This is a genomic window from Tenacibaculum discolor (assembly GCF_003664185.1).
Lineage (GTDB): Bacteria > Bacteroidota > Bacteroidia > Flavobacteriales > Flavobacteriaceae > Polaribacter > Polaribacter discolor.
Genome location: NZ_RCCS01000004.1, coordinates 35,384 through 60,285, shown reverse-complemented (window position 1 = coordinate 60,285; position 24,902 = coordinate 35,384). Strand labels below are relative to the sequence as shown.

The window sequence follows — 24,902 nt, the reverse complement described above, 5'->3', positions numbered from 1 at the left end:
TAGTAAACTTATATAGTAATGAAGCATACCAACATATTATTAGCAGGTGCTACAGGTTACTTAGGGTCTTATGTATTAAACGCCTTAATTGAAAATCAAAATCAAGTTCTTGCCATTGTACGAAATCCAAATAAACTAAAAAATGATAACGAAAATTTTTTAGAGGTTAAACAAGCTGAAGTAACAAAACCCGAAACCTTACGGGATATTTGTAAAGGTATAGACACCGTAATATCTACAGTAGGTATAACAAGGCAAAAAGATGGACTTACCTATATGGATGTCGATTATCAAGCAAATGTGAATTTACTCGAAGAAGCTAAAAAAGCAGGTGTAAGGCATTTTGTTTACGTTTCGGCAATCAATGGAAATAACTATCGGAATTTAAAAATTTTTGAAGCCAAGGAAAAGTTTGTAGATGCCTTAAAATCTTCAGGACTAAACTATACCATAGTAAGACCTAACGGTTTTTTCTCTGATATGAAAGATTTTTTGCAAATGGCTAAATCTGGTCGTGTGTATTTGTTTGGATTGGGTCATCAAAAATTTAACCCAATTCACGGTAAAGATTTGGCAACATTTATTGTAGTCAATTTAGAGGAAACCAGTAAAGAGTTAACTATAGGAGGTCCAGATGTGTTAAGTCTTAATGAAATTAGTGAATTAGCTTTAAATGCATTGAACAAACCCATAAAAATCATTCATTTACCAGATTGGATGCGAAAACTAACTATTTGGAGTTTGAGAACCTTTACCAGTGTAAAAACCTATGGGCCAATTGAGTTTTTCTTAACGCTTATGGCAGAGGATAATATAGCACCAACTTACGGAGAGCGGCATTTAAAGGATTTTTATATTCAAGAAGTTAAAACGATTTAAGTATAGTAAAATATCAAAATGAAATTATATCAAAGAATCGCCCTAATTATTATTGTTTTCTACTGTATATTTCACGTGTTGGTTTTATTTCAAATCATTCCATACAATTTAGTTTGGGGTGGTAAAATAAAGTCAGTTAACGAAATGTATATTTTAGAAGGTGTAGCATTAACTATAATGCTGTTTATAGGTACAATTCTTTCTATGAAAAGCAGACTGGTAAAACCAATTTTTACAGCTAAAACCATAAAAAGAATACTATTAGTTTTTGCAGTTTTTTTTATATTAAACACCATTGGTAATCTTTTAGCAGAAACCATAATTGAAAAATATCAGGCTATCGTAACCTTATATTTAGCTATAGTATTTTATAAATCATCAAAATAAATGAAGACTCTATGAAAGCACCCAACCCAAACACACTATTTCCGTTACCCAATTATAAAAAACTTTGTTTTTTAAAGAATCTTATTAAAAATCCGAATATTATAGTGGGAGACTATACGTATTATGATGATTTTGAAGAGGTGTCAAACTTTGAGAAAAACGTAAAATATCATTTTGATTTTATAGGAGACAAACTAATCATAGGTAAGTTTTGTATGATTGCTTCAGATGCAACATTTATTATGAATGGTGGTAATCACTTAACAAAAGCCACATCTGCTTATCCATTTGCCATTTTTGGTGGTGCGTGGCAAGATGCTATGGAAGGTAAAACCTACCCAACCAAAGGTGATACCATAATTGGTAATGATGTATGGATTGGTCACGATGCTACCATTATGCCTGGTGTTCACATTGGTGATGGAGCAATAATAGCAACAAAAGCGGTGGTTACAAAAGACGTAGCACCTTACACCATTGTTGGAGGTAATCCTGCGAAACCTATAAAAAAACGTTTTTCTGAAGCTGCCATTTCAAAACTATTACAGTTAAAATGGTGGGATTGGGATATTGAAAAAATTACTAAAAACATAGAAAAACTTACATCTTATCCTGAAGCGTTGCTTTAAAATAATACCCTAAGAATTAATAAAAGGCTTAACTCTAAAATGTTAAGCCTTTTTTATGCCGTTTTGTTCTGTTTGTGAAAAATAGATATAGCTCTCAATAGGTACTACATTATAATCTAAAACGATGGAAACTATTTTTCAAAGCACCTTTGTCCCAATAAATTAAAAACAATTAAAAATGAATTTTAAAACAAATATCTTAATAATTATAAGTGTGTTTATCTATAAAATGAATGCACAAAATACAGAAAACGTTCATCAAAAAATAGACACATCGTACTTTGTAAAGATTGGAGGTATAGACCAATACATTAGTCTTAAAGGTATAAAGGATAAACCAATAGTATTGTATTTACACGGTGGTCCAGGAGCAGCAGCATCTGCTCATAGTGAAAAAATAACAGCATCATTAGAACAGGATTTTTTAGTGATTCACTGGGATCAAAGAGGTGCAGGGAAAACCTTAAAGCAAAATGGCTTAAAAGAAAGTCCAACATTAGCATTAATGCAATCTGATGCTGAAGAGTTGCTCGCTTATATTTTAAATACGTTTCATCGTCAACAAATTATTTTAGTGGCAAATTCTTGGGGTACTTCATTAGCTTTTCATTTATCAGAAACACAACCTAACAAGATTTCGACATTGGTTGCCATAAGCCCTATTATAAGTCTTTTGTCAAGTCAAAAAATTCAGAATAAAACCCTAATTAGACACTTCAGAAAAATTAAAAACCAAGAAGCGGTCAAGCAGTTAAAAGCTATAAATATACCATATCATAACGCACAAGATATGGCCATTCAATTCAAATGGCTATCTGAGTTTCAAGGACAACCAATTAGTGATAATGCCTTTAGCCAATACTTAGCGTTTTTTGAACAATGGTACACTCAATGGGGTTTATTATATAGCCAACTTTATGAGATAAACCAACTAAAAAATAAACCTTTACTACAATGTAGAACGATTATTTTTTATGGAGATAAAGACTATACAGCTTATTATAAGTTATCCAAAAAGTTCTTTAAGAGTATAAAATCTAAAGAAAAGGAAATTTATAGGTTTAAAGATGTAGGTCATCAAATACCAATGGAAGCATCCAATACTATGCAAGAGCTAATTCTTAAAGTTCTACTTAAAGGAAATTACAATTAAATATTAAACTATAAGTAAAAAGGTATCAAATTATAATTCAAAACGATTGCCCTTAAAATTCAATGAATCTTTGCAACATCAAATTATAAATCAAAAAACGAACAATTAAAACACATCAAAATGAAAAAACTAGTATTCATCTGCTTAACACTTTGTACACTAAATGTTTTTGCACAAAGTAACAACGAAACTTTAAAAAATAAGGATTCTGATTTTAAATACAGAGTCAGCTTTCCAGCCATTATTTTAGGCAATATTGGTAAAGGTGGTGAAAGAACCAATACGCAACATTATGAATTGCATATAAAAAAAGAATTAGACGCTAAAAATATTGTTGGAATTAAGTTAGCCACTTGGCGTTTGTTTCAACCAATGGGTATTCAATGGTGGGATGGCCTTCTTGATAAAATAGATACTGAAACTGAATTTTATCCTGGTTATCTACGTGAAACGGGAATTGGAGTATCTTATCAACGTATGCTTTGGAAAGGACTGTTTGCTTCAGTAGAAGTATTACCGCAATACAAAACCTATTTAGATTTAGATAACAAAAAAATAGCAAACGGTTTTAAACTTTACAATTCATTCCATCTTGGTTATCATTTTGCATTTGGTAAGAATAAAAGATTTTTTATTGAGCCTCAGGTTCATTCTCAAATTTGGGTTTTTGACACCAATACACCTGATGCATTTAAACAATTAGATAATAAATGGAAAAACTATTTCCTTTTTGAACCCAACCTTTATATAGGTTTTAAATTTTAAAAAAATTAAATCAATCAAAAAACGAACAATTATGAAAACAATTAAGACACAAATCCGATTAAAAATAGCCTTTATGGCATTAATGCTAACATCAATAGTAGGGTTTGCACAAAGCAATTCGATTATTGAAGAAACTTCAAAACGAGAAGGTTTTATCTTTGAATTTAGTCTAGGTGGTGGTATAATTGGTGTAGAAGACAGCCAAGGCATTCAAACCTTTGATAAATCTCAAGGAGCCATCAGTTTTCCTGAATTAAAATTTGGCTATATGCTCAACGATAAGTTGGCAGTAACGTTATCTATGCCAGGAAATATATACGAATTTCAGGATAATGACAGACATTTTGGCGGTTTTATTCCCTCAGTTCAATATTGGGTAAAAGACCGTTGGTGGATTCACGGAGGTATAGGTTTAGCTATAGATTCACCCGCACTTTACGACATTAAAGATAATGTTAATGACGATTGGAATTTTGGGTGTGCAGTAATGGCAAGTACAGGATATGAGTTTTACAAAAAGAAAAACTTTGCGTTGAATGTGCAATCCAAAATAGTAATGGGTAGAACCTTTTTAGATGGAGATGTTCATAGAGATGCGGTAACATTCAATATAGGTTTAGGTTTCAGTTGGTTTTAAAAATAAAATTAACTTTATAGAAATGTTAAGACTATAATAATTAAATGATTATGAAACAAAGTAAAATACTTGGTCTATTAATTTTTATCTCAATAGGTGCTTTTGGTCAGCAAGACATTAGGAAGGAAATTGCGCTATTATTGAAAGATGAACTACAAAACGAGAACATAAAAAGTGGTTTGATGCATGTGTATTCTGAAACTCGAGGAATAGACATACAATTGGCTAAAAGCAAAGAAGATTCTATTTCTATACAGAGTCCTTTTTATACCGCCAGTGTCACCAAGATGTTAACAGCAACAGCCATAGGTATTTTAAAAGATCAAAAGAAATTAAATTTTGAAGATAGCATCGCAAAATACTTACCAGATTCATTGACGTATAATCTTCACGTTATAGATGGTAAAGAGTTTTCAAAAGCGATTACTATAACTCATTTATTACAACATACTTCTGGGTTACCTGACTATTTTACTGATGATACTATTGATGGTAGCCCAAATATTATCAATCAATTATTGGCAGATACCAATAAGATTTGGTTACCTAAAGAAATGATTGAGTTTACTAAAGAAAAAATGAAGCCTCATTTCAATCCTGGAAAAGGTTATCATTATACAGATACGGAGTATGTGCTTTTAGCTTTGATTATAGAAAAAGTAAGCGGTCTATCATACGATGCGTTTTTAAAGAAACATATTTTTCAACCTTTAGGGATGGATGGATCTTATGTCAATTTAAAATCTAAACCTCTTAAGAATAAATTACCTGTGGCAGAGTTCTATGTTGGTGATTTGGAGCTGTCATCAATTCAAAGTTTAAGCGCAGATTGGGGTGGTGGCGGTTTGGTGTCAACTACCCAAGATTTAATACGTTTTTTAAAAGCGTTTAATGAAGATGAAATTGTAAAAAATGAAACTCGCTTAGAAATGCAACATTGGACTAATGAAACCCTAGGAATGGAGTACGGATTTGGCATACGAAAGCTATCTTTTAATACCCTATACGATACAGATTCAAACTTACAACTAATTGGTCACACAGGAAGTACAGCGTCATTTTTATGGTATTGTACTCAGTTAGACACCTACATTACAGGGTCTTTAAATCAATTAGAGGTTTCAAAAAATACACTTAATTTGGTATATAGCATACTTAAAATAATAGAAAACAACTAGTTATATGAACTCATTTCAAACAGGAATAATTTGTTTATCAATTTTTGTTGTTTCGGTGTTTAATACATTATTCGCACAATCATCAGACAAAATTAATTGGAAAGATGATCTTGAAATTTATAAAACATCTTTAACACAAAAACATATAGATATTTACCATTCAATTACTAAAGATGATTTTACAAATGAGTGGCAAAAGATTTACAACAATGTTGAGTCATTAAGTGATTTTGAAATCATTTTAAAATTAATGCGTTTAACAAGGCGTATTAATGATGGTCATACTTCTGTATCATTGCGAAATATGCCTTTGCATCGTTTCCCTATTGAAGTTAATTTTATTGATGGTAAATGGCGTGTGGTAAAAGTAAGCAGCAAACATAGTAACTTATTAAAATTATCATTAACAGCCATAGATGATATTCCCATTGATGAGGTTTCAGCAAAAGTGTCGGAAGTTGCACAATTTGTAGAAAACCAATATTCTCAAAAAGTAAGAACTGGGGAATATTTGAATATATCCGAATTACTATATGCACTTCATATAACTAAAAAAGAGCACAAAGCCGTATTTACCTTTCTAGACGATAAAAAACAAGAAATAAAAGTAACACTTAAAGCAGTAGATAAAAACGCATCAAACAAAGCATCAGATTTTATTCATTTAACAACAGGCGTTGCAGAAATTACAAAGCCAAACAATCCTAGTTTTCCTTATTTATGGTTTACACCGATTAAAAATACCGAAGCCTTATATATCAATTTTGAAAGCTATCCAACCTTTGAAAAAATGCAAGTTTTTGGTGAAACATTGGTGAACTATATTGCTAAAAACGAAATTAAACAAGTTCTTATTGATATGCGCAATAATGGAGGAGGTGACTTATATGTTGGTGTTGTTCTTGCGTATGCACTAAACCTTGCAGATTCAATAGATTGGAAAAATGGTGTTTTTGTATTAACAAGTAACAAAACCTTTTCGGCTGCAACAAGTAATGCAGCGTTGTTCAAACAATTGTTAAATGCTAAAATTGTTGGTGAACCTACAGGATCTAACCCAAATGGTTATCAAGATATGGATAGTTTTACTTTACCTAATTCAAAATTAGTAATTACTTATTCCAAAAGGATATTTCGTCTATCAGATCAACTAAATGCTGCACTTCAGCCAAATATAAAATTATTTTACAACTGGTCTGATATTATAATGGGGAATGATAATATTCTACAAACCTTAATAAAAAATCTGTAGTAATTGTTTTAATGTGGTATGAATTTTATTTATTATTCCTATTGGATAAAGCTAAATTAGTCCCCACAAAACAAAACCCAGTTTTTTCGCTTGCCTTAGCTTGAGCCTTGTTAAAGCTCAAAATCCTCTGTCTTTTGTTTTGTTCCGCTATCCAACGCGCTTGTAGTTTTTGATTGCCAACCCTCACACAGCACATTGCTTATTTTGTTTAATTGGCTAATGCTTTTTATTAGTATAACAAAAAAGCAAAGAGCTGTTGCCAATGCGCACACCAAAAACTACCCAAAGCTATGTTTACATAATACAAGTTATAGTAGCAAACGGCACTTTTCAAAGGTTTGCTAACGCAGTGTAAATGCATTTTGTAGCTATAACTGGTATTATGTAAAATATCCGCTATTCCAATGCTCACATCCGAACATATAACAACATTTTGAACTAACATAAAACATCTGTACATTTTAAGGTTTACGTTAATTGTTAATAATATTCGTTATCTCATTCAAGCTGCACAAAACTATCGTTAAGTCCAAGTATTCCTTTCCTCAAGTCTTTGTTTGTTTCATTTCGTTAACAAATATAATAGTCCACTTTTCCCCACCACCCAAGTCAGCGGTTATAAAAAAATAGGTTAATAAAATTTAGTAATACGCCATAGCATATTGCTTTTTCTCGTTCCTCAAAAAAACAGAAAGCTATTGACTTATAGTCCTGTATAAGTAGCTTGTTTAAATGCTGTTATATCAAACAACTATTTAAAACGCTACCTATACAATCGCTTCATCCATCGCACAACTTATCAAAAACCTATTTTTTTAAGAGTTTATGCCCCAAAAAGTGTTGTTCAATAAATTAAATACATTTCAATATGATTACAAAAACAATCCAAATTACAGAAGTCACAGTTGATGAATTAGCGGATAAGGTAGCAGATAAATTATTGTTAAAATTGAAGATTACAATAAAGAACTATCAAAATCAAAAAATGATGAATAACTAACAAGACAAGAAGTCGCCGAATATTTAAGAATCAGTTTGGTAACAATACACTCTTGGAATAAACACGGTATTTTAAACCCAATTCGTATGGGCAACAGAATCTTATACAAAAAACAAGATATTTTAGATGTTTTAGAAGAACAGTCAATAAATAAAAAAAGGTAGCAAATATATGTGGCTACCACAGCCAACGCGCAAGGCTATAAAGGTCAAGCCCTACGGGTTTTGAATAAAACTTTTTTCAAAAGCATTTTTCACAATCATTAAACAATTAATCTAAAAAAACTTTTATCCAAAAACCTTGACAGCCTTATCCACGCCACAAGAGTATTAGGCTTTCTTTTTTTATTGTTTTTCTTTTAAAAAAATAATGGTGCGAAGCGTAGCGAAGCAATTTTAAATTGGATAGCTATGTCAACTTTTGAACTGAAAACACACCAAATCGGAAGAATCTACTCGCAACCTCATTTTTTTATCCTGAACAAAGGGCAAAACAGCGGAAAGCCTTTAATAAATCCTTGTCCTAATTGTTTTGTTGTATCTACATCAACCGAGGAAGATAAACAAACCCTTTACCATTTATCAATGATGTTGCAAATAGGCGGTTTTTATGCTTATTATTTAAAAGGGAGTGTTATTCCGTTTATCTCAATAGATGATTGTAGAAACACCTTAAATAATAGTTACACCTCGTTGTTAAATGATGAATTTGAGTTACAAAAGCATATTAATATAGTGTCAGCAATTTGTAAAAAAGAAGCTCAACTTCAAAAAGTAATTTCAAAAATGGCAGATTTAAAGGTGTCATACATACAAAATCTATTTTCTAAAAAGCAAAATCGGGCAACAAAGGGCAACAAAAACCAAATCAATCTATTAGCATAGTATTCGCCATAAATTACTTGTGTTGGTTAAAGACCGTACCAAGTCCGTACCAACTTCGAACAAGTATTAATTTTAAATTTTATATACAATGGGTGTTATTTCACAAGGAATCCTGGGCGGTGTATCAGGTAAAGTAGGAAACGTAGTTGGTGCTTCTTGGAAAGGTATTGACTATTTGAGAATTAAGCCTTCAAATGTGGCAAATCCACGAACAGAAGGACAAGTTAACCAAAGAAACAAGTTTACTGTTACTTTGGAGTATCTTCAACCGAATTTAGGTTTTATTAAGAAAGGGTATAAATCTTATGCTGTGCAAAAAACAGAGTTTAATGCAGCAATGTCTTATGTATTGAATAATGCGATTACAGGAGCTGCACCAAACTTTACTGTAGATTATTCTTTAGCTTTATTAAGTAGAGGTAATCTATCTGGAGCATTGAACCCTGCAACAGATTTAGCAACTGCGGGACAAGTAGAATTTACTTGGGATGATAACTCTGCTGAAGGTAATGCAAATGCAACTGATAAAGCAATGATTTTAGTTTACAATCCAAGTAAAAAAGAATCAATGTATATTCTTGATGGTGCTGATAGAACTGTAGGATCTCAAATCATTACAATTCCAAGTACCTATGCAGGTGATACTGTTGAGCTTTTTATGGCATTTATTACTGCTGATGGTAGTATCGTCTCAAACAGCGTTTATTTAGGCTCTGGAACAGCTAATTAACGGTTGATGTTTAAATTATAAAACCGTTCTACACGAACGGTTTTATTTTTATCGTTTAATAAGTTCTTAATTTTATCTATTATTTCTTTCCTTTGATTAGTTCTTATAATCAAATATTTGTTGCCTTATTGTTGCCTTTTTAACTAAAACCCCTTATAAATAAGGGTTTTTTAATTTTCGCAGAGGAAATTCAGCCGCAATTAATTATACACCTTGTTAGCAAACGTTGTTAATATTCATGCGACTTCCATCTATCTAAACCCTTTAATCTTTTTTCAAGTTTTTCATAAACCCAAGTGTTTTTATCTTCATAGCCCTTATCATATGCTTCTTCAATTAAATCAGTCAGTTTTAGGTTCGGATTGGTAAATTCTCCATTGTCATAACATTCAATACAAAGCCCAAGATTGTGCGTACCGTCTTTGTTTGTTCCATAATTTCTTATACTTGAAAAAGTTTTACCACAACTTTGACATGATTCATAAGTTCTATCGGTTTGTTTTATGTGTTTTTTATCCCTATACCATCCTATTAAACCAGCAAAGAAAATTATTGTTCCAACTACTGAAGAAATAGAAAGACGGAGTTTTATGTTGTCATAAACATCTGATAGTAATTTACCTTTTGTAGATATTTCTTCGCTACTTAATTCTGATATTCTTAAAGAATAGTCCGAGTATAAATTAGTGATAGAGATTGTTGAGTATCCAGCTATTATTAATCCAATTAGAACTAATAGTTTGTATATTTTATCAGGAATATTTATGCTCATTTATCTAATTTTTGCTAACGGTCTTGTATATGAAAAGTAGCGGGTTTTTATGCACTAACTTATCGGTTTATTACTGACCTTTATTTTATTATTTATCTTTCGTTTAGGCACAAGAACCGCTATTTTTTATATACGTTGTTGGCGGTAGTTATTTTATTTTCATTATAATGTCACTCAATTCAATAGGTGCATAGTTTGGATGGTCATTAATTACTTTTTCAATGACATCCTTTTTTAATGCGTCTTCTCTTTGATAAGAGTTTAAAAACGGAAATTTTGATTTATATAAAGTTTCTAAATCGTGACCTTGATGTTGATTAAACTCTTTTGTTATTTCCAATTCCCATCCATTAAATGTCTTATACTTAATTCTATTAGCAGATTGTAGATTTAAATCATTCAAAACTTTATCAATTATAATTTGAGCATCAGATTGAGTTAAACTTATCACCTGTGAATATGTCGAAATGCTTAATCCTGTGAAATCAGTAATTGGAATTTTGTTTTCACGGATAGTCAATAATCCCATAAGAAGTGGGTCTAATAAGTAATTTTCGATAGCATATCTATCATTTTTACCTAATACTATTATTCGGTCAGCGGAAGTATTAGATAAATCCCAATCAATTATCCCATAAATTTGGTCATTACCGTTTGAGTATAAATTTTTCACCACTTCAATAACATCTGTGCAATTTGAACCATTAGAAGTACGAGCAGGAATGAATATAGGTTCAGAAGCAAAGGAAACTAGACGTCCATAAATATTCATTAAAAGTTCATAATAGGTTACGTCATATTTACTTTCAACGAACACCTGTCTTCTTTTTTCAGTTGATATTCTCAAGAATGGTATATCTGACGAAAGAATTTCGACTGCTTCTTGAACTGGTATTTTAGTAGGACTATTATTCCCTCTAATAAGCTGATATATTGACAAACCTTCACTGGAAATTACAGTAGTTGGTGAATGAGTAGATATTACGGTAGGAATTTTATTTTGCTCTACAATATTTTCCTTAAGAATTCTTACCATCATTTTTGACATAGAAGGATGTAAACCAGCATCAGGTTCATCAATTAGTAGAACATCTGGTTTTCCTAAATCGCCACCTGTGTTATAAATCGCTAAAGCCAAAGACATTAAGACCTTTTCACCTGTAGATAAATCAGCTGAACTTATTTCAAATCCATGAACTTTATCTTTTAATTTGAATGTAAAACTTGAATCAAGTCTATCGTTTAATGGATTGTTTACTTGATATGGAATCGTAGTTTCATCTAAAATTTTATTCACAAAATCCCAAGGTGGCTCACCATATTTCTTTATAAACTCCTCTTCTGTCAAAACAGGTTTAGTAATTGGTTTACCTTTTGATTGATAATATTCGTTTATATTATTTTCTTCTTGTCTTTTGTGGTAATTTTTAAAAATTAAAGCGAATTGAGCAGTGAAAAAATCATTTTGCCCCATAAATGAAATATCAAAACTATCAGCAAAATCGTCCTCTGTTAATTCCTCATAATTCTTTCCGCTGTCCTTGATTGTTTTGTTCAAAAAGTTGGTGGCATTAACATCATTAAAAAGACGGTTAATTTCACCTATGTTATTTCTATTTCTTCTTTTTGCATTTTGCAAATGGCCGGTAAATCTTGTCCAAACATCTTTGATATGTTGAGAAATAGTATTTGGGTCACAATTTTCTTGGATTTTAGGATTTAAACCGTTGAATGGAATATACCTTATATTTTGTGTTGTTGAGCCATTAACTTCTACTGTAGATTTTTGCTTGTTTGCCATAGCTTCCAACAGATGAGTTTTACCACTTCCATTCTTACCCGTTAAAACAGAGAATACAGGTAACTCAAACGAACATGGTGGTTCAACTGATTTATGTTTTTGACTAATATTTACTTTAAGACTCATGTGTTTTTTTAATTACCGCCAACTTGTTTATATAGATGTATAATACATCGTTATACAACCATTTTGGTAGGTTTATGATTGTATTTTATGTTTGTTTATATTCCTACGAACTTAATAATAATAATTTAATTTTCTTACGGAATCCCATAAGCTCAATTATTAAAGTAATAAAAGTAGTTTTAGGTGTCATTAACGATTTTAGATGTAGTAGTCAAGGTCGCTGATATCACGGCGTGCTCCGCAGACACCGCGGCATGGGTCGCTGATATCACGGCATGCTCCGAAGACACTACGGCACGGGTCGCTAATATCACGGCATGCTCCGAAGACACTACGGCACGGGTCGCTAATATCACGGCATGCTCCGCAGACACCGCGGCACGGGTCGCTGATATCACGGCGTGCTCCGAAGACACTACGGCACGGGTCGCTGATATCACGGCATGCTCCGCAGACACTGCGGCACGGGTCGCTGATATCACGGCATGCTCCGCAGACACCACGGCATGGGTCGCTAATATCACGGCATGCTCCGCAGACACCGCGGCACGGGTCGCTAACATCACGGCATGCTCCGTTAACACTACGGCACAGACCTTTTTATCAAAGGCAACTGCCGTAACATCATAAGAACTTTGCATAGAAATAAATCGCTAACTCCCAAGAATTAACAACTAAGCATTAAAAACTAAGAACTAAAAACTAAAAACTAACCACTACCTATACGGAGGTCCTGCAACCCAACCAACAATAGATTTACGAACCCCTTTGGTAATAGGAGTAACACGATGCATCATAAAAGAAGGAAAAACAATGATGGTACCTTTCTCTCTAGGAGCACTTACAATTTTCTGATTAAACATAAACTGTAAATCACCACCTTCATACTCATCTGGGTCAGATAACTGCATAGAAATACTCAACTTTCTATCAGAAATTTCACCAGCACCAAAATCTAAATGCCAATCAAAAAAATCACCCTCAGTATAGCTAGCCAATTGCAAACAATTATGAAACCCCAATAAATCAAACCAATACCGTTCGTTATTACACTTAATAGCCAAACCAGCCAATCGGTTGTAAATCCATTCGTTTTCAGGAGTATTATCAATAAACATCACATCACTTTTTCGAAGCTCATCATCATAAGTATCTGCTCCGCTCAGCGTAGCTTTAATTTTTTCATTATCATCCCATAAATTAAGAATTCGTTCCGTTTCATGCGGAAGAAATAACCCATTATAATGCACAAATTCAGCAAAATTATGTTTCAACGGAAGACCAAAAGGATAGTTTATTGCCATAGTATTTAAGTAGTTAAAAGCGAAGAAAAAGTAAGTTTCTCGTTATAAAAATTAGGTTTTTAACAGCAAAGTATAAAAAAACAGTCAATAACCATATAAAGCATACCGTAAAAGCAAGTATTTTAACCAAGAGTGTTAAATAGTAAGTAATAGCTCTCAGTTTTTTTTAATAAAGGCAACCCTATTAGCCCCAAAAACAAGAATCATTTTAATAATTATAAAGCTATTAAACATTAGAAAAAAACTGTAGAAGTTGTAGAACTTTGTTAGCAAAGGAGTGATAAAAATTATCAAACAATAAACCAATAACTAAAAACGGAGAACTAAAAATAGTTGTATTTTTACGTCAATAATTCAAAACTATGATTTCAAAAGAACAATTTAATAAAGAGTTAGATTTAATTATAGCCAATGCTATTAGAGAAGATATAGGAGACGGAGATCATACCTCATTATCATGTATTCCTGCCGATGCAAAAGGTAAAGCAAAGCTATTAGTAAAAGACGAAGGAGTAATTGCTGGGGTAGAATTTGCTAAAATGGTGTTTAATTATGTTGACCCAGAATTAGAAGTAGAAACCTTAATAAATGATGGAGAAAAAGTAAAGTATGGAGATATTGTTTTTTACGTATCAGGAAAATCACAATCCATATTAATGGCAGAACGTTTGGTGCTAAATGCCATGCAACGTATGAGTGCTATAGCAACCAAAACCAAGTTTTTTGCAGATCTGTTAGAAGGAACAAAAACTAAGGTGTTAGACACTCGTAAAACAACACCAGGAATCCGTGCTTTAGAAAAATGGGCAGTAAAAATAGGGGGTGGAGAAAACCATCGATTTGCCTTATACGATATGGTAATGATTAAAGATAATCATATCGATTTTGCAGGTGGAATAACACAAGCAATAACCAAGACTAAGAAATACCTAGCGGAAAAAGGACTAGATATTAAAATTATTGTGGAAGCACGCAGTTTAGAAGAAATTGAAGAAATTTTACAAAACGAAGGGGTGTATAGAATTTTGATAGATAATTTTAACTATGAAGATACCCGAAAGGCGGTAGCAATGATAGGAGATACTTGTTTAACAGAATCTTCTGGAGGAATTAACGAAAAGACTATTAGAGAGTATGCAGAGTGTGGTGTTGATTTTATTTCGTCTGGAGCCTTAACACATTCAGTATATAATATGGATTTAAGCTTAAAAGCAGTCGATTAATATAACTTACTACATCATGAAAAAACAACTATTACTCATAGCAACGCTAGTAGTAGCTATGTCGTGTAAAACAGAGCAAACTAAAAAAGAAACCACTTCAAACATGGTAGAAAACCCATTATTAGTAAAAAGCAGTTTACCTTATGGTGCACCTGATTTTACCAAAATAAAAAACGAACACTTTATGCCTGCAATTTTAAAAGGTATGGAAGTTCAAAATGAAGAAATTGCTAAAATTATAGCAAATACAGAAGCTCCAACATTTGAAAATACAATTATAGCTTTTGAAGAAAGTAGCAAAACGTTAGATAATGTTGAGGCAGTTTTTTATGCTTTAGCAGGTGCACATACGAACGATACAATTAAAGACAATCAAAAAGAATTAGCTCCAAAGTTTTCTAAACACAACGATGAAATTTTATTAAACACCAAGTTGTTTGAAAAAATAAAAGCGGTACACGATAATTTAGACAACTTAGATTTAGATGCAGAGTCTAAACACTTGGTAAAAGAGCAATATAAAAAGTTCGTTAAAGCAGGTGCTAACTTATCTGAAGAAAAGAAAAACGAGTTAAAAGAAATTAATGCAGAGTTAGCAAGCTTATCTAACGACTTCGGAAAAAAGTTATTAGATGCTAGCAAAAAAGGAGGTTTAACGGTTACAGATAAAGAACAGTTAAAAGGACTTTCAGAAGAAACAATTAAAGGATTAGAGAAAGACGGAAAGTACGAAATCCAATTAATCAATACTACCCAACAACCTTTATTACAAACTTTAGAAAATAGAGAAGTTCGTAAACAATTGTTTGAAAAATCTATTCACAGAGCAGATGCGGGTGAGTACGATACAAGCGATTTAGTAAAGAAAATGGCTTCGTTACGTGCTAAGAAAGCACAAATTTTAGGTTTTGACAACTTTGCTAGTTGGAGCTTACAAGGAACAATGGCTTCTACACCAGATAAAGTTTTTGAAATGTTCAACGGATTAATTCCTGGTTCATTAGAAAAAGTAGCTGCTGAAACGAAAGAAATTCAAGCAGAAATTAACAAAGAAGGAAACGACTTTACTTTAGCTCCATACGATTGGAATCATTTTGCTGAAAAAGTACGTAAGTCTAAGTACAACTTAAATGAAGATGAGGTAAAACCATACTTTGAGTTAACCAACGTGTTAGAAAAAGGAGTATTTTATGCGGCAACAAAATTATACGGAATTACCTTTAAAAAGCGCACCGACATCCCTACCTATCATCCAGATGTGGTAGTGTATGAAATCTTTGAAGAAGACGGTAGTAAGTTAGGATTGTTCTACGGAGACTTCTTTGCAAGAGATAGTAAAAGAGGAGGAGCGTGGATGAGTGCTTTTGTAAAGCAATCTAAATTAAGAGGACAAAAGCCAGTAATCTATAACGTTTGTAACTATCCAAAACCAGCAGAAGGAGAACCAGCATTAATTAGTTTTGATAATGTAGAAACTACCTTCCATGAGTTTGGACATGCGTTACACGGTTTATTCGGAAATCAAAAATATGCATCAATTTCAGGAACAAGTACAGCAAGAGATTTTGTAGAGTTCCCGTCGCAGTTTAACGAAAACTGGGCAACACATCCAGAGGTATTAAACAACTATGCATTGCATTATAAAACAGGAGAAGTAATTCCTGATGCATTATTACAAAAAATTAAAGATGCAGGAACGTTCAATCAAGGATATTCAATTATAGAAAATTTAGCATCTTCTAATTTAGATATGCAATGGCACACTATTTCAGCAGATACTACAATTGAAGATGTAGCTAAATTTGAAGAAGAAGCTTTGGCTAAAATGAAGTTAAAGATTGATGAGGTACCACCAAGATATCGTTCAACATATTTTGCACATATTTTTAGTGGAGGATATGGAGCAGGATATTACTCGTATTTATGGACAGAAATGTTAAGTCACGATGCGTACGATTGGTTTAAAAACAACGGATTGTTAACTAGAGAAAACGGTCAGAAGTTTAGAGAGCAAATCTTATCGAAAGGAAACACGATGGATTATGCAGAAATGTATCGTGTTTTTGCAGGAAGAGATCCACAGGCAGAACCAATGCTAAAAGCAAGAGGGTTACAATAAATGAATGATTTCTTTGACAACGAAACATTTACAAAGGTTGATTTTACAGTAACAAAAATCAACAAAGGAGAATATGACAGCTGTACGTTCGAGAATTGCAATTTCGAGAACGTACATGCTTCAAATATTGAATTTTTAGAGTGTGAGTTTATCAACTGTAATTTTAGTAATACAGTGGTAAACCACACTTTTTTTAAAGATTGCACTTTTGAAAATTGTAAAATGGTTGGGGTAAAGTTTAATGAATGCAACAACTTTTTGCTAGAAATGAGCTTTCATAACTGCCAGCTAAACTTATCTTCTTTTTACCAATTAAAAATTCCCACTACAAAATTTATAAGTTGTAATTTGCAAGAAGTAGATTTTGTTGAAGCTGACTTAAGTAGAGGTCTCTTTAAAGATTGTGATTTAAAAGGAGCAATTTTTGATCGGACGAATTTAGAAAAAGCAGATTTTACAACTGCTACTAATTTTGCAATTGATCCTGAAAATAATAGGGTTAAAAAAGCAAAGTTTTCTAATGAAAATATTGCAGGACTATTGTATAAATATGGTATTGTGGTGGAGTAATGTGGTAGCCTCGTTGTTTGAATTACAAACGCAACTTGAAATTTCTTCAAACTTAGAGTATATTTCAAAGGAATCTTTTGACAGACTTTATGGGGAATCAAGAGAGAGAATGCTATCAAGTTTAATAAGAAAGCTAAAAGAAAAACGATAAAAATTATGCAACTAAAAAAACTTAGCATCTTTGAAACTCTGAAACTAGAAACACTTTGCAACTAAAAAGAAAATGACTAAACAGATAGAAGAAAACCTTGAGAAAATTCCAGTAATTAACTGGCTCGTGGCCTTTGGAAAGAAAATTAAAATTCCGGGGTTAGAAGGAATGTCTTTGTACGATGTACTTGAAATGTATGTTATTGGTATTGTAAAAGGAGCATTAACTACAAGGGCAGGAGGTATTGCTTTTAGTTTCTTTATGGCAATCTTTCCATTCTTATTATTCATTTTAACATTGATTCCTTACATCCCGATTGATGGATTTCAAGACGGGTTACTTTCATTAATGCAAGAAGCATTACCACCAAAAACCTTTGAGGCGGTAGATTTTGTTATAAAAGATATTATTAACAATCAATACGGTGGATTATTGTCATTCGGTTTCTTAGCCTCTATTTTTTTAATGACCAATGGTGTAAATGCAATATTTGGTGGGTTTGAATATTCTTATCATGTAACCGAAGTAAGAAATGTTTTAAGAGCCTATTTTATTTCGTTAGCAGTATCGTTGCTAATGTCATTTTTCTTAATCGTAACGGTAACACTCATTATCTTTTATCAAATAGCCTTAACAAGAATTCACAAAATTGGATGGTTAAACACAGGAGATTTAGACTTGTTTTACTACGGAAGAGGTTTCTTGTTTTTAGTAATGATTTTTACCATTGTATCTTTACTCTTTAGGTACGGAACCAAACAAGGTAAAGATGTGAAATTCTTTTCTCCAGGTGCTATTTTAACTACAGTAGTATCTATGTTTACCTTTTACTTATTTGGAATTTATGTAGTTAAGTTTGCTCAATACAATCAACTATACGGCTCAATTGGTACCCTGTTAATTTTAATGTTGTTCGTATGGTTAAATGCTATTATTTTACTCTTAGGTTTTGAGTTAAACGCCACGATTTATCGTTTAAAACGTAAAAATAAAGCGACCGCTAAATAACATTATTCTTCATATTTTTTCGGATATTTGCAGGCTAAATAGAACAATAAACAATTATCAATAAACAATAATCATAAACTGATTACTGGTAATTGATAAATGATAATTAAAAGAATATGAAACCAGGAATCCCAAAAGGAACAAGAGATTTTTCATCAACAGAAGTAGCAAAAAGAAACTATATTTTCAATACAATTAAACATTCGTTTGAAAATTTCGGATTTCAACCTATTGAAACACCAAGTTTTGAAAACTCTTCTACATTGATGGGGAAATATGGTGAAGAAGGGGATAGATTGATTTTTAAAATCTTGAATTCTGGTGATTATTTAAAGAAAGTAGATGAAAACTTATTGGCAGATAAAGACAGTCAAAAAGTTACTTCAAAAATTTCTGAAAAAGCATTGCGTTACGATTTAACAGTTCCGTTTGCACGTTACGTAGTACAACACCAAAACGAAATTACATTTCCATTTAAACGTTACCAAATCCAACCAGTTTGGAGAGCAGATAGACCACAAAAAGGACGTTTCCGTGAGTTTTATCAATGTGATGCCGATGTGGTAGGAAGTACTTCGTTATGGCAAGAAGTTGAGTTTGTACAATTATATGATACTGTTTTTAGTAAGTTAGGATTAAAAGGTACGACTATCAAAATCAACAACCGAAAAATCTTATCAGGAATTGCTGAGGTAATTGGTGCATCAGACAAACTGATTGATTTTACAGTGGCTTTAGATAAGTTAGATAAAATAGGAAAAGACGGTGTAGTTAAGGAGATGTTGGAGAAAGGAATTTCTGCTGAAGCGATAGAAAAAGTTGATCCGTTATTTAATTTTTCTGGAAGTAATCAAGATAAGTTAGCTTCTTTAGAGGCTATGTTACAAGGTTCGGAAGAAGGATTACAAGGTGTAGCTGATTTGAGAACCGTAGTTAATAACGTAGAAAGTTTAGGGCTAGATTCAGCAAGCTTAGAATTAGATGTAACCTTAGCTAGAGGATTGAACTATTACACAGGGGCTATTTATGAAGTAGCAGCTCCAGAAGGTGTAAAAATGGGTTCTATTGGTGGTGGAGGTCGTTATGACGACTTGACAGGTATTTTTGGTTTAAAAGATGTTTCTGGAGTAGGAATATCTTTTGGGTTAGATAGAATTTACTTGGTAATGGAAGAATTAGGATTGTTTGAAGCAGTAGAATTGCCAAAACCTAAAGTATTGTTTTTAAATTTTGAAGAAAGCGAGAGTTTAGATAAAGTAAAAGCCATAAAAACATTAAGACAAAACAACATAAAGTCAGAAATGTATCCAGATGTGGCAAGCAGTAACAACCAGCAAAAAAAGCAGTGGAAATATGCTACAAATAGAGAAATTGAGTTTGTAGTGACAACTGTTGAAAATGGTACGCTTGTTGTTAAAAATATGTCGACGGGAGAGCAAACTACTTGTTCTTTAGACGAATTGATAAATAAAGTGCAGTAAATTACCAACAATGTTGTAAATTTGCGCCCTACTAATTTTAGATAGAAATGTTTGAAGTGAACAACAACAAAATGAATGACGATAGCATAGATGAAATAGGAGAGAACCACATTGGTACGTCGGCCAAAACGCCTTTACGTGCGGATGCTTTCGATATTTCTGACAAAGAAAAAATTGAAAAAATTCAAGAGAACGTTAAAGAAATTCTTGAAACGTTAGGAATGGATTTAACTGACGATAGCATGCAAGGTACTCCTAAAAGGGTTGCAAAAGCTTTCGTAAATGAGTTGTTTATGGGGTTAAACCCACAAAATAAACCAGAAGCGTCAACATTTGACAATACTTATAAGTATGGTGAAATGTTAGTTGAAAAAAACATTATTGTATATTCAACATGTGAGCATCACTTATTACCAATTATTGGTAGAGCACATGTTGCGTATATTTCTAATGGTAAAGTAATCGGTTTATCTAAGATGAATCGTATTGTTGAGTATTATGCTAAGCGCCCACAAGTACAAGAGCGTTTAACTATGCAGGTAGTACAAGCAATGCAAGAAGCTTTAGGAACTCAAGATGTTGCATGTGTTATAGATGCAAAACATTTATGTGTTAACTCAAGAGGTATTAAAGATATTGAAAGTAGTACAGTTACTGCTGAGTTTGGTGGAGCATTTAAAAACAAAGAAACCAAGCGTGAATTCTTAGATTACATAAAATTAAATACTGATTTTCAATAGAAAATAAAGTTTAAATAAATAAAAAAGCTCATTCGAAAGAATGAGCTTTTTTTATTATGATTCGGTTTTATTTTGTTTCAATTTTTTAACGCCATCAACTATAAACCAAGAAGCAAACAAAACTCTAACGAGTAAGAAAACATATTGGTTTTTGGTTGTGAAGTTGAATAGGAGTCGATACACTTCTCTTTTTTGAAAAAAGGCAGAAAACGTATTAATTAAAATAAATATACCTATAAATAGATATATATAAGGAAGTACTTTTTTCACTATTTAACTGGGATTTTAATTTCGTATAGTTTTCTACTGCGGTTGTTTAATTTGTTTTCTCGTAACCAAGAATTATGTAGCTTAAGCTCTTTGTAGGTAATTCCGAATTTTTTAGCAAATAAGGCAATATTACTAATAGCAGTATCTACTTTAACAGTATAGGTTTCAGGAAGGGTATATAAATCTTCTTGATCGAAAACAAAACCATATTCTTTTGGGTTAGTTATAATTTCTTTTAAAGCTAAGATTCTAAAAACGTAACGCTCGGTTTCATCAGGTAACAATGCATCGTAATAGCTGGTTACACCTTGAGCATCTAATCTTTTAGAAATACCATAGTTACCCGCATTATAAGCCGCAGCGGCAAGCGTCCAAGAACCAAAACGTTCTTTCGATTTTTTTAAATACTCAGCAGCTACTTTAGTAGATTTTTCTATATGATAACGTTCGTCAACATTACTATTAATTTCTAAACCATATTCTTTACCTGTTTGTTTCATAAAGTGCCACATACCAGCTGCACCAACATGGGATGTTTCATCAATAAAACCACTTTCAGCTAAGGCTAAGAATTTGAAATCGTCAGGTAAACCATATTTTTCTAACAAAGGCTCTAAAATAGGAAAGTATTTATTTGCACGTTTTATAAGTAACAATCCATTAGACTGCCAATAGGTGTTTACTAATAACTCGCGGTCCATTCGTTCTCTAATGTCAGGTTTTTCAATAGGAACTCGTTCTCCTGCTAAATTTAAATCGTTAGGTAATTTTAGAGCTTTAACCTCGTAACTTTCCGCTACATTTTTAATGGTTGGTTCGTTTGATTTGCTTATAGTATTGGTAAATAAAATTCCAACAAATACTATAGTTAAGATAGATAAGAAGCGGATTGATTTGTTCATTTCTCTTTTAGTTTTTGTCAAGTTGTGTAATGATGTTAATCCATCAAAAAACATTCCTTTTTTAGTATTTCAGAAATTGTTTTTGCTTTGTTCAAAATCATTACATGCGTGCCATTTTCAATTTCAATTGAATTTTTAATATATTTTATAGGAAAAACTTCATCTTTTTTTCCGTGAATGTGAATTATACCGGGAATAGATTCTTCTTGTTTCCAGTGTAATACGTTGTATATAGCCCATTGCAAATATTCTTTGTTTCTAACTGATAGGTATATTTTATATAACTCAGCTCGTTTTTTTAAATAATCATTAAAAAAATAGCGTTCGTAACTTTCAATATTTGAAATAACTTTTGAAGGGAAAAGTTTATAGGCTTTTGTTACTTGTACTAGTTTAAAACGTTTAGGAAACTCTTTATTGCTTTTAACACTTGATATTATAATTATTTTTTTACAATCAATAATTTTACTCATTTCCTGTACCATAATACCTCCAAAAGAAACTCCAATTAACACAGGGTTTTTGTGTTGAATTTTAGCACACATTCGTTGAGCATATTCTTCAATGCTTTCGTTAATAGAGGTTGGTAGCATCCAATCTAAAAAGTGCAGTTCAAAATGTTCTTCAGGTAAAGAAATACGCTCAAATATTTTGGTATTGGCAGCTAAACCAGGGACAAAATACAAGTGAGTTTTAGGCATTATTCAATAAACTTTTTGTCTAATAAAATACCGTCAATATATTCGTGTACGTCAATAAGCTCATCAGGAATATCTTTCCATAAACGAATTAAGATTTGTTTTCCATCATGAACTATATAAGTACTAGATAAATCTGGAATTTTAGGGTTGCTATAAACATCTTTAAAACTAGCAAAATCCTTTTTGTTAAGCTTATTGTTTAGCTCTTGCAGTTGTTTTTCTGATAGTGTAAATTTTTGTGTTCCTTTTACTAATACATATTCAATTCCGTTGTAAAGAACATTTCCTTCTTTATCAATAGAAACAGAATATACAGGACAGTCACCAAAACAAGGAGTTTTGATAATTCTTAAAAGGTTATTTTTTTCTTCGGAAATGATGTTAGTTAATTTTTCTTCTGAGTTGGCATCAACTAATCTAAACTCTCCGCTTTCCTGTAGTTTATCAATCCAAAAATCACGCTTGCCTTCAGGAACTTCAACAATACCTATTTTTGAAGCATCTGTTTCATAAGCCATTTTACTCCAAGTTAAGCCGCTATTTTTTATAAGTGATTTTACATCATCAATACTTTTAGCGTTTTTAAGAACAATAATTAACTCATTTTGAGAAGCTATAGGTTTTATAACTTCTTCTTCAATAATTGTTTCTTTTTCTATTGGCTCTGTTAATTTGGTTTCAGAACTTTTTTTAGGAATACCACAAGAGATTCCTAAGGCTAAAAAAGAGTATAATAGGTACTTCATAAATGAGTTTTTTGATTGTGTGAACTAGTTGACAAGTTAAGCAATAACTCCAGCATCCACAAAATCAAAACGAACTAAACCATCTTCATCAATTTTTGTTAACGTAACTGTGTGTAATGTATTTACTAGTTCAGGATTCCAAGGAGCCTTAACTTTTACATAGTTTTCTGTAAAACCGTGGATATATCCTTCTTTATTTTCACTTTCAAATAAAACTGTTAAGGTATTACCTAACTGACTTTCATAAAAAGCTCTACGTTTTTTTACAGATAATCCGCGTAGCATTTTACTACGTTTTGCACGTGTTTTCTTAGGTACTACACCGTCCATTTCAACAGCTTCTGTGTTTGGTCTTTCAGAATAAGTGAAAACGTGTAAGTAAGAAATATCTAAGTCTGCTAAATAGTTGTAGGTTTCTAAAAATAATTCATCTGTTTCACCAGGAAAACCAACAATAACATCTACACCAATACAAGCGTTAGGCATTACTTCTTTAATCTTAGAAACTCTATCAGTATATACTTTACGTAAATAACGACGTTTCATTTTCTTTAACAGTTCATCACTACCAGATTGTAGTGGAATGTGAAAATGTGGAACAAATATGTTTGAGTTTGAAACAAAATCAATCGTTTCATCTTTTAATAAATTAGGTTCAATAGAAGAGATTCGTAAACGATTAATTCCCTCAACTTTATCAAGTGCTTGTACCAACTCTAAAAAAGTATGTTCGTGTTTTTTATTACCGAATTCTCCTTTTCCGTAGTCACCAATATTTACTCCTGTTAAAACAATTTCTTTAATTCCTTTCTCAGAAATTTCTTTAGCGTTTTTTAATACGTTTTCTAACGTATCACTTCGTGAAATTCCACGTGCTAACGGAATGGTACAATAAGTACACTTATAATCGCAACCATCTTGCACTTTTAAGAAAGCACGAGTACGATCTCCAATAGAATAAGAACCTACATAAAAATCGGCATCTTCAATTTCACAAGAATGTACTTCACCAATATCATTTTTGGTTAAGTCGTTGATATAGCTAGTTACATTAAACTTTTCAGTAGCACCCAATACTAAGTCTACACCATCAACAGCAGCTAATTCTTCAGGTTTTAATTGTGCATAACAACCTACACCAATAACAAAAGCCTCTTCATTTTTCTTTAAGGCAGACTTTACAATACTTTTAAAACGTTTATCAGCATTGTCTGTTACCGAACAGGTGTTAATTACATATATATCTGCTTTTTCTTCAAACTCAACACGCTCAAACCCTTCATTTACAAAGTTTCTAGCAATGGTTGAAGTTTCCGAAAAATTTAATTTACAACCTAATGTGTAAAAAGCTACTTTCTTATCTACATTCATCTTTTCTCTGTCCTAAATAAAAAACAAAAGCCTTGTACAAGTCTTTAATTTTTTAGAAGTTCGTATAGTTTATTTAATCTACTACTGCTTAAAGCAGTTTTGGGTTTGCAAAAGTACGATAAT

General features: G+C 32.0%; 24 protein-coding genes and 1 pseudogene. 18 read left to right on the top strand and 7 right to left on the bottom strand.

The window, feature by feature from the left end; translation table 11 throughout:
* Nucleotides 1-18: 18 nt before the first annotated feature.
* The 11 genes and pseudogenes from C8N27_RS00670 (at nt 19) to C8N27_RS00620 (ending at nt 9,494) form a co-directional block, all read left to right on the top strand.
* Nucleotides 19-879 (top strand): SDR family oxidoreductase, encoded by an 861-nt coding sequence (locus C8N27_RS00670; protein WP_099215418.1) that lies wholly within the window; start codon nt 19-21, stop codon nt 877-879.
* A gap of 18 nt (nt 880-897) precedes the next feature.
* Nucleotides 898-1,266, top strand: coding sequence for a hypothetical protein (locus C8N27_RS00665; RefSeq protein ID WP_141554042.1), 369 nt, complete (start codon nt 898-900; stop codon nt 1,264-1,266).
* A gap of 11 nt (nt 1,267-1,277) precedes the next feature.
* On the top strand, nt 1,278-1,895 hold the full coding sequence (locus tag C8N27_RS00660; protein WP_099215420.1) for a CatB-related O-acetyltransferase: 618 nt from the start codon (nt 1,278-1,280) through the stop codon (nt 1,893-1,895).
* Between the two features lie 178 nt (nt 1,896-2,073).
* On the top strand, nt 2,074-3,048 hold the full coding sequence (locus tag C8N27_RS00655) for an alpha/beta fold hydrolase (protein WP_099215421.1): 975 nt from the start codon (nt 2,074-2,076) through the stop codon (nt 3,046-3,048).
* A gap of 120 nt (nt 3,049-3,168) precedes the next feature.
* Nucleotides 3,169-3,813, top strand: coding sequence for a hypothetical protein (locus C8N27_RS00650; protein WP_099215422.1), 645 nt, complete (start codon nt 3,169-3,171; stop codon nt 3,811-3,813).
* Nucleotides 3,814-3,844: 31 nt separating this feature from the next.
* Nucleotides 3,845-4,450, top strand: a complete 606-nt coding sequence (locus C8N27_RS00645; RefSeq protein ID WP_121145768.1) for a hypothetical protein — start codon at nt 3,845-3,847, stop codon at nt 4,448-4,450.
* A gap of 50 nt (nt 4,451-4,500) precedes the next feature.
* Nucleotides 4,501-5,628 (top strand): serine hydrolase domain-containing protein, encoded by a 1,128-nt coding sequence (locus C8N27_RS00640; RefSeq protein ID WP_099215428.1) that lies wholly within the window; start codon nt 4,501-4,503, stop codon nt 5,626-5,628.
* A gap of 4 nt (nt 5,629-5,632) precedes the next feature.
* Nucleotides 5,633-6,880, top strand: a complete 1,248-nt coding sequence (locus C8N27_RS00635) for a S41 family peptidase (protein ID WP_121145766.1) — start codon at nt 5,633-5,635, stop codon at nt 6,878-6,880.
* A 1,008-nt stretch (nt 6,881-7,888) separates the two neighbouring features.
* A pseudogene (locus C8N27_RS16185) lies at nt 7,889-8,044 on the top strand (helix-turn-helix domain-containing protein); the annotation flags it as partial.
* A 246-nt stretch (nt 8,045-8,290) separates the two neighbouring features.
* On the top strand, nt 8,291-8,764 hold the full coding sequence (locus C8N27_RS00625; protein ID WP_099215426.1) for a DUF6943 family protein: 474 nt from the start codon (nt 8,291-8,293) through the stop codon (nt 8,762-8,764).
* Nucleotides 8,765-8,852: 88 nt separating this feature from the next.
* Nucleotides 8,853-9,494, top strand: a complete 642-nt coding sequence (locus C8N27_RS00620; RefSeq protein ID WP_027885438.1) for a DUF6266 family protein — start codon at nt 8,853-8,855, stop codon at nt 9,492-9,494.
* Nucleotides 9,495-9,723: 229 nt separating this feature from the next.
* Here the strand turns inward: C8N27_RS00620 and C8N27_RS00615 are convergent, their stop codons facing one another.
* The 3 genes from C8N27_RS00615 to C8N27_RS00600 form a co-directional block, all read right to left on the bottom strand.
* Nucleotides 9,724-10,266, bottom strand: coding sequence for a zinc ribbon domain-containing protein (locus tag C8N27_RS00615; RefSeq protein ID WP_121145764.1), 543 nt, complete (start codon nt 10,264-10,266; stop codon nt 9,724-9,726).
* A gap of 148 nt (nt 10,267-10,414) precedes the next feature.
* The gene (locus C8N27_RS00610; RefSeq protein ID WP_121145762.1) at nt 10,415-12,193 is read right to left on the bottom strand and encodes an ATP-binding protein; all 1,779 of its coding nucleotides are present in this window, start codon (nt 12,191-12,193) and stop codon (nt 10,415-10,417) included.
* A gap of 716 nt (nt 12,194-12,909) precedes the next feature.
* Complete coding sequence (locus C8N27_RS00600) at nt 12,910-13,497, bottom strand: 2OG-Fe(II) oxygenase (protein WP_121145758.1); 588 nt, start codon at nt 13,495-13,497, stop codon at nt 12,910-12,912.
* A 362-nt stretch (nt 13,498-13,859) separates the two neighbouring features.
* On the opposite strand from C8N27_RS00600, the gene nadC reads away from it, so the two are divergent.
* From nadC to folE, 7 genes are all read left to right on the top strand, one after another.
* Entirely contained in the window at nt 13,860-14,720 is an 861-nt protein-coding gene (gene nadC / locus C8N27_RS00595) for a carboxylating nicotinate-nucleotide diphosphorylase (RefSeq protein WP_121145756.1), read from the top strand.
* 16 nt (nt 14,721-14,736) lie between these two features.
* Entirely contained in the window at nt 14,737-16,839 is a 2,103-nt protein-coding gene (locus C8N27_RS00590) for a M3 family metallopeptidase (protein WP_121145753.1), read from the top strand.
* Nucleotides 16,840-17,409 carry a pentapeptide repeat-containing protein gene (locus tag C8N27_RS00585; protein ID WP_121145751.1) on the top strand — a complete coding sequence of 190 codons (570 nt, stop codon included), beginning with the start codon at nt 16,840-16,842 and terminating at the stop codon, nt 17,407-17,409.
* Nucleotides 17,360-17,560, top strand: coding sequence for a four helix bundle protein (locus tag C8N27_RS00580; protein WP_121145749.1), 201 nt, complete (start codon nt 17,360-17,362; stop codon nt 17,558-17,560). Before C8N27_RS00585 ends, C8N27_RS00580 begins: the two co-directional genes overlap by 50 nt.
* Before the next feature lie 72 nt (nt 17,561-17,632).
* A complete protein-coding gene (locus C8N27_RS00575; protein ID WP_099215354.1) occupies nt 17,633-18,568 on the top strand; it encodes a YihY/virulence factor BrkB family protein in 936 nt (311 codons plus the stop codon).
* A 116-nt stretch (nt 18,569-18,684) separates the two neighbouring features.
* Entirely contained in the window at nt 18,685-20,049 is a 1,365-nt protein-coding gene (gene hisS / locus C8N27_RS00570) for a histidine--tRNA ligase (RefSeq protein WP_121145747.1), read from the top strand.
* A 71-nt stretch (nt 20,050-20,120) separates the two neighbouring features.
* Nucleotides 20,121-20,789 carry a GTP cyclohydrolase I FolE gene (gene folE, locus C8N27_RS00565; protein WP_394342531.1) on the top strand — a complete coding sequence of 223 codons (669 nt, stop codon included), beginning with the start codon at nt 20,121-20,123 and terminating at the stop codon, nt 20,787-20,789.
* A 269-nt stretch (nt 20,790-21,058) separates the two neighbouring features.
* On the opposite strand, the gene C8N27_RS00560 is transcribed toward folE, so the two are convergent.
* Genes C8N27_RS00560 through mtaB form a run of 4 tightly spaced genes read right to left on the bottom strand, consistent with a single transcriptional unit; the run spans nt 21,059 to nt 24,779 of the window.
* The gene (locus C8N27_RS00560; RefSeq protein ID WP_099215404.1) at nt 21,059-21,961 is read right to left on the bottom strand and encodes a lytic transglycosylase domain-containing protein; all 903 of its coding nucleotides are present in this window, start codon (nt 21,959-21,961) and stop codon (nt 21,059-21,061) included.
* Between the two features lie 35 nt (nt 21,962-21,996).
* Entirely contained in the window at nt 21,997-22,662 is a 666-nt protein-coding gene (locus tag C8N27_RS00555) for a lipase family protein (RefSeq protein ID WP_099215363.1), read from the bottom strand.
* Nucleotides 22,662-23,408 (bottom strand): DUF6438 domain-containing protein, encoded by a 747-nt coding sequence (locus C8N27_RS00550; protein WP_121145745.1) that lies wholly within the window; start codon nt 23,406-23,408, stop codon nt 22,662-22,664. The genes C8N27_RS00555 and C8N27_RS00550 overlap by 1 nt, the downstream gene beginning before the upstream one ends.
* Nucleotides 23,409-23,444: 36 nt before the next feature.
* The gene (gene mtaB / locus C8N27_RS00545; RefSeq protein ID WP_121145743.1) at nt 23,445-24,779 is read right to left on the bottom strand and encodes a tRNA (N(6)-L-threonylcarbamoyladenosine(37)-C(2))-methylthiotransferase MtaB; all 1,335 of its coding nucleotides are present in this window, start codon (nt 24,777-24,779) and stop codon (nt 23,445-23,447) included.
* Nucleotides 24,780-24,902 lie beyond the last annotated feature (123 nt).

Coding starts and splice junctions, on each gene's coding strand:
- C8N27_RS00670 (WP_099215418.1), top strand. CDS start 19: ATGAAGCATACCAACATATTATTAGCAGGTGCTACAGGTTACTTAGGG.
- C8N27_RS00665 (WP_141554042.1), top strand. CDS start 898: ATGAAATTATATCAAAGAATCGCCCTAATTATTATTGTTTTCTACTGT.
- C8N27_RS00660 (WP_099215420.1), top strand. CDS start 1,278: ATGAAAGCACCCAACCCAAACACACTATTTCCGTTACCCAATTATAAA.
- C8N27_RS00655 (WP_099215421.1), top strand. CDS start 2,074: ATGAATTTTAAAACAAATATCTTAATAATTATAAGTGTGTTTATCTAT.
- C8N27_RS00650 (WP_099215422.1), top strand. CDS start 3,169: ATGAAAAAACTAGTATTCATCTGCTTAACACTTTGTACACTAAATGTT.
- C8N27_RS00645 (WP_121145768.1), top strand. CDS start 3,845: ATGAAAACAATTAAGACACAAATCCGATTAAAAATAGCCTTTATGGCA.
- C8N27_RS00640 (WP_099215428.1), top strand. CDS start 4,501: ATGAAACAAAGTAAAATACTTGGTCTATTAATTTTTATCTCAATAGGT.
- C8N27_RS00635 (WP_121145766.1), top strand. CDS start 5,633: ATGAACTCATTTCAAACAGGAATAATTTGTTTATCAATTTTTGTTGTT.
- C8N27_RS00625 (WP_099215426.1), top strand. CDS start 8,291: ATGTCAACTTTTGAACTGAAAACACACCAAATCGGAAGAATCTACTCG.
- C8N27_RS00620 (WP_027885438.1), top strand. CDS start 8,853: ATGGGTGTTATTTCACAAGGAATCCTGGGCGGTGTATCAGGTAAAGTA.
- C8N27_RS00615 (WP_121145764.1), bottom strand. CDS start 10,266: ATGAGCATAAATATTCCTGATAAAATATACAAACTATTAGTTCTAATT.
- C8N27_RS00610 (WP_121145762.1), bottom strand. CDS start 12,193: ATGAGTCTTAAAGTAAATATTAGTCAAAAACATAAATCAGTTGAACCA.
- C8N27_RS00600 (WP_121145758.1), bottom strand. CDS start 13,497: ATGGCAATAAACTATCCTTTTGGTCTTCCGTTGAAACATAATTTTGCT.
- nadC (WP_121145756.1), top strand. CDS start 13,860: ATGATTTCAAAAGAACAATTTAATAAAGAGTTAGATTTAATTATAGCC.
- C8N27_RS00590 (WP_121145753.1), top strand. CDS start 14,737: ATGAAAAAACAACTATTACTCATAGCAACGCTAGTAGTAGCTATGTCG.
- C8N27_RS00585 (WP_121145751.1), top strand. CDS start 16,840: ATGAATGATTTCTTTGACAACGAAACATTTACAAAGGTTGATTTTACA.
- C8N27_RS00580 (WP_121145749.1), top strand. CDS start 17,360: ATGAAAATATTGCAGGACTATTGTATAAATATGGTATTGTGGTGGAGT.
- C8N27_RS00575 (WP_099215354.1), top strand. CDS start 17,633: ATGACTAAACAGATAGAAGAAAACCTTGAGAAAATTCCAGTAATTAAC.
- hisS (WP_121145747.1), top strand. CDS start 18,685: ATGAAACCAGGAATCCCAAAAGGAACAAGAGATTTTTCATCAACAGAA.
- folE (WP_394342531.1), top strand. CDS start 20,121: ATGAATGACGATAGCATAGATGAAATAGGAGAGAACCACATTGGTACG.
- C8N27_RS00560 (WP_099215404.1), bottom strand. CDS start 21,961: ATGAACAAATCAATCCGCTTCTTATCTATCTTAACTATAGTATTTGTT.
- C8N27_RS00555 (WP_099215363.1), bottom strand. CDS start 22,662: ATGCCTAAAACTCACTTGTATTTTGTCCCTGGTTTAGCTGCCAATACC.
- C8N27_RS00550 (WP_121145745.1), bottom strand. CDS start 23,408: ATGAAGTACCTATTATACTCTTTTTTAGCCTTAGGAATCTCTTGTGGT.
- mtaB (WP_121145743.1), bottom strand. CDS start 24,779: ATGAATGTAGATAAGAAAGTAGCTTTTTACACATTAGGTTGTAAATTA.